The organism is Tissierellales bacterium (assembly GCA_025210965.1).
GTDB lineage: Bacteria > Bacillota > Clostridia > Tissierellales > JAOAQY01 > JAOAQY01.
The window spans coordinates 1-4,545 of sequence record JAOAQY010000175.1 but is presented as its reverse complement, the minus strand read 5'-3'; the positions used below and the strand labels follow the sequence as shown (position 1 = coordinate 4,545).

The 4,545-nt window shown below is 29.1% G+C and carries 5 protein-coding genes; all 5 read right to left on the bottom strand.

Annotated features, from left to right (window positions below; all coding sequences use genetic code 11):
- Positions 1-203: 203 nt before the first annotated feature.
- A complete protein-coding gene (locus tag N4A40_12335; protein MCT4662640.1) occupies positions 204-560 on the bottom strand; it encodes a YegP family protein in 357 nt (118 codons plus the stop codon).
- 83 nt (positions 561-643) lie between these two features.
- Positions 644-1,612 carry a WYL domain-containing protein gene (locus tag N4A40_12330; protein MCT4662639.1) on the bottom strand — a complete coding sequence of 323 codons (969 nt, stop codon included), beginning with the start codon at positions 1,610-1,612 and terminating at the stop codon, positions 644-646.
- Positions 1,613-1,680: 68 nt separating this feature from the next.
- Positions 1,681-3,852, bottom strand: a complete 2,172-nt coding sequence (locus tag N4A40_12325; GenBank protein ID MCT4662638.1) for a hypothetical protein — start codon at positions 3,850-3,852, stop codon at positions 1,681-1,683.
- Positions 3,853-3,967: 115 nt separating this feature from the next.
- Entirely contained in the window at positions 3,968-4,231 is a 264-nt protein-coding gene (locus tag N4A40_12320) for a hypothetical protein (protein MCT4662637.1), read from the bottom strand.
- Positions 4,232-4,286: 55 nt separating this feature from the next.
- Positions 4,287-4,545, bottom strand: a 259-nt coding sequence (locus tag N4A40_12315; protein ID MCT4662636.1) for a hypothetical protein, incomplete at its 5' end; no start/stop codon positions are given.

Here is a 4,545-nt window from a genome sequence, read left to right as displayed (position 1 = left end):
GCAATTATGAGTGTTTTTGAATCATACGCAAATGCTTGAAGTCTTCCTGCTATATTTTGAACTCTACATTTATTCCTATATTCTGAGTATATTTGTTCTCTTTTCTTGCTCATTGACATTCCTCCACTTTTCTAATATAAAATTACTAAAAATAACTCACCTAACTTCCATATCTATAGTTAGATGAGTTATAAAACTTCATACTACTCTACGATTTTAGCATTCGGTGCATTCTTTTGCACTGATTCTATACCATTTTTGCAACCCGATTTATTAACATAACCTTCTGATGCTAATATATTTTCACCATTTTTAGCTAGAAGTCTAAATCTATATTCACTTACACTTTCATAGATTTCAAATCTAGAGCCTGTCGAACTTTCACCTATTGTAGTGTCAATAACACTAGCTGATGAATTATTTTTTACTGATTCAATTCCTGTTTTACATGCTTGCAGCGATGAATATCCCTGTGTTCCTCTACCAATAATTTTTCCATTAGGTGCATATAGATTGAATCTGTAATTTGTACCACTACCACTGATTTCAAATTTTGACATTTTATCATCTCCTATGTGTTTTTTATTAAGTATCACTTGATAGAAACATTTTATCAGCTAACGTGGACATATTTAAGTAACAATTATTTTTTTCTACTTTTTTCATAATATTTTTGTAAAATATTTATTTCATCTAGCATTTCTTCTCGTAAATATTCTGGTTTTAACAGCTCTGCATATCTTCCCATCCCAAGTACCAACCGCTTAATATCCGCTTTCCCACTCATTTCTCCTTTCAATATAATAAATCCTTCTTCTTTAACTTCTATGATTTCTTGATTTTTTGCCAGAGCCCTTTCTTTAATATTTTGAGCAAATGGTTTGTGTATCTTGATTTCCACTTTGATTTTTTGATCCCTAAATATGCCAGGTCCGGCATCAATATATTCATCTAAATCAAATGACTCGTCCTTATCAAAATGTTCATTACAATATTTATACTCTTGTATTCTTATCAATTTAAATTGCCTTAGTGCTTTTCTTTTTTCACAATACCCAACAACATATAGCGCAGTTCTGTATTGAAACATTCCATATGGCCTAATTACTCTTTTGGTTATCTCATCATTTGAAGATAAATATTTAATTTCAACCTTTTGCCTAATTATTACACAAGACTTGAAATCTAACCAAAGCTTGTCTTCTCGCTTTGTATCGTAATTTACACCTTCTTCTTTTACTAAATATGAAATATTCGAACTCTGTTTTCCCTTATTATGTACACACAAGCAACTCAGTTTATCTATTGCACTTGAAAAATTATCGTAACTCTTGAAATTATCACTCCCTAAGCAATGCCTAGCTAAAATAATTGCCTCCTCTTCCTCTTCTGTAAACGATATTCCAAACAAACACTCTCTGTCTCTCAATTCGTATCCACCAGCTGGACCTGATATTATGTCAATTCTGATCCTAGCCATCTCTATGTTTTCCCTATACCTCATGATCTGTTTCTCGCTAACCTCTAAATACTTCGCTAATTCCTTTTTCTTCAAACGCTTTCTACTCTTAAGTAATATTAGCATTCGTATTGAATTACTTAGTTTGCTCATAAATATTCTCCTTATGTTTTTATAGAAAATCAGCTTCATTTTTGGATTCAAAAATGAAGCTGATTTTGTTAGTTGTTGTTGTCATCTTGAAACTCTATTTGGTAATCACCTATGGCATTAGTGCATATTAAACTGATTTGAAATTCTTCTTCTATGCACGATAGATTTTTTTCCATAATAGGATGCCCATGACCATTTTCTCCTACGGGTACAATTAAATCTGCTCCGTTAGCTAAACTAAAATTTGGTCTTCCACATCTTGAACCATGATGTGGTACTATCAAATAATTATAAGTACTAGTTTTTATTTCCCTTGCCAACGCCAAGTAATCACTATCTCCCGGTGATAAAAGCTTTTTGTTATTATACTCTAATTCCAATACCAAACCAATATTATTCTTTTTATTGCTATACCCTCCGCAATAATTTTCGTCTACAGTTTTATTTTTATTACTATTATCTTCTCCACTACTCTTATATATCTTAATATTAGAACCACTATAAACCTTTTTTTTAGCAAATGAATTATCTACATTTATCAATTCCGTAGTCTTACTTAAATAATAATTTAATCTTAATGCTGCAAGTGAAAATTGGCTAGTAGCATAATTTAAATCTGGAGTTATCCAAACGGCATTATATATATCATCTTTACATTCAGCAACTCCTAATATATGATCTACATCCCAATGGGATAATATTACTAATTCAGGATTCTTGGTTTTATACAAATTTTTTACATTAGCTAAATTTCTACTTGGATCAGAACATTTAAGCGTATCTCCAATATCAAAAAATATCGTTTTGTCTTCATTTATTTCTATATATGAATTAAGTCCTTGTCCAACATGGTTTATACGATAATTCATAAAGTTAATTTCATCTGAAATAACTCTATTTAGTATACTTTCTATCTGCATTTTTTCTTTTTCCGTATATACACAATCATTAACACAGTATCCTAACGTGTCTTCTTGCTCGTATATTTCTTTTAGTTCGTCGCCATTAAATGCTAAGGTTTTACTAGATCTTTTAATTGGGCTGGCAGAAAAAACCATATCTATCAAAAAATCGCCCTTATCAGAATCAGATGACATTTTGTATTCATAAAAGCCACCTTCTTTACGCTCAATCAAGCGTTCATAAGTTTTTTGATCACTCAAGTCTATAGTAGCCTCTGATTCAAAGAAATATGGCTTTGAAAGCATTTTTAATATTCTAATTATCCATTCAATAAATTTTTTGTTATCTGCGTAACTAGCATCTATTAGAACCTCTGAAGTTTTCAAAAAATCACTAAGCAAACTATTCACATACATAATTTTTTCTTTTCGTTTAATGTTCTCATCTAAATTTTCAAAATTCTTTAACTGTTCTACTTGAGTCACGATATCCAATATTTGATTTTTTCCATAAACAAATTTATCAAATTCAATCATCTGCTTTGTTGTCAATGTTATCTTAATAACCATATTGGTTTCATTTTTTTTAAAATCAATTATACTGCCGTAGACTATTTTTTCATTATCAAATTTTCCTAATCCATCTCGTATTTTAAATATAGACAACACATCAGTTTTATATTTAATAGCATTTTCAAACATTTCTTTCAAGACATCTTCTGAATAACTTTCTTTTTTTTTGTAAAAAAATAATATTGTTTTCAAATCATTAATTGTATACTTTTCATCTATCAAGTAATTAAGTATCTCTAAATATTCATTATTTTCTTCTATGAGTTTAATAGATTTTTCCAATAATTTAATATCTTCTTTTTTCTTTAATTTTAGTTCTTTTGAATGTATTCTTTTCAAATATTCGATAGTTATTTTTTGGTTTTTCTTATTTTGAATACCCTCTATATATTTATATATGATATGTTTCTTTTCTTCTGGATACGATTCAGCCTTCTTTATAATCTCTTCATTATACAAACGCTTCATTAAAGCATCTTTGTTTGGAAATTGCTTTTTTTCTATTGGCTTAGGTTTGTTACCATTATAGCGTTCATAAATACCTTGTATACGACCGCTTTGTATATTAATTATATACAAGCTCTTAGGGTATTGATTAAATAAATTGTCTATTTTTTCGTTTGTTTCATTTATTATTATTTTGTCTTCAAATCCAAACACTTTAGATTTATCTTTTATTATTATATAGCTCTTATTTTTCAAAAATAGCCTTATGTCACTTTCAATAATCTTTTTACATCCTCGATATGTCATATATAACTTCATTCTTTTACTATATGCCTCCCCCTTTAATATTCTCTCCATCATTTCCAAATATTTTTACATCGCTTATACAACTATGTCTATCTTCTAATACTCTATCAAATTATTAAATTAAATTTTAATAATCGCTACTCTTCCTAATCCTACTATCCATCAATATTGCAAACAAATAAGATGGAGCTTGTAAGTTTTGAAGTGGTACAGTATTTTCTAGTGGAACAAACTTCATAGCCTCTTCTACTACGTTTTTATGAATTGCTCTATTTGTAGTAGTTAACTCAATTGAATTTCCTTTTATTTTGTACTTGAAAACTTTACCTCTAATTTGCTTAAATTCATTGCCTTCGTTTTCTACTATTCTATTCCAAATTGTGTTTATCATTGTTTTCACTCCAGTCTTTAAGACTTGCCTCTATATAAGATTAGAGCATTCCACTCTACATTTCTATCTGCTTATACAGCGTCGCAATAAAACCATCCCAAGCTAAACCCTCAAACCAGCAGTCCTTCATATTATAAATTTGTATCATAAAATTATTTTCTTCAACAACCATACACTCACCAATACAATTCACAATTATTTCGCTTTCTTTAATTATTCTATTTATATCTAATTGCATATTTTCAAAGTAAGTTATTGGATTATAAACATTGGCTTGTACCGCTTCTCCAAAATAAAGTACACCACGTTCTGTT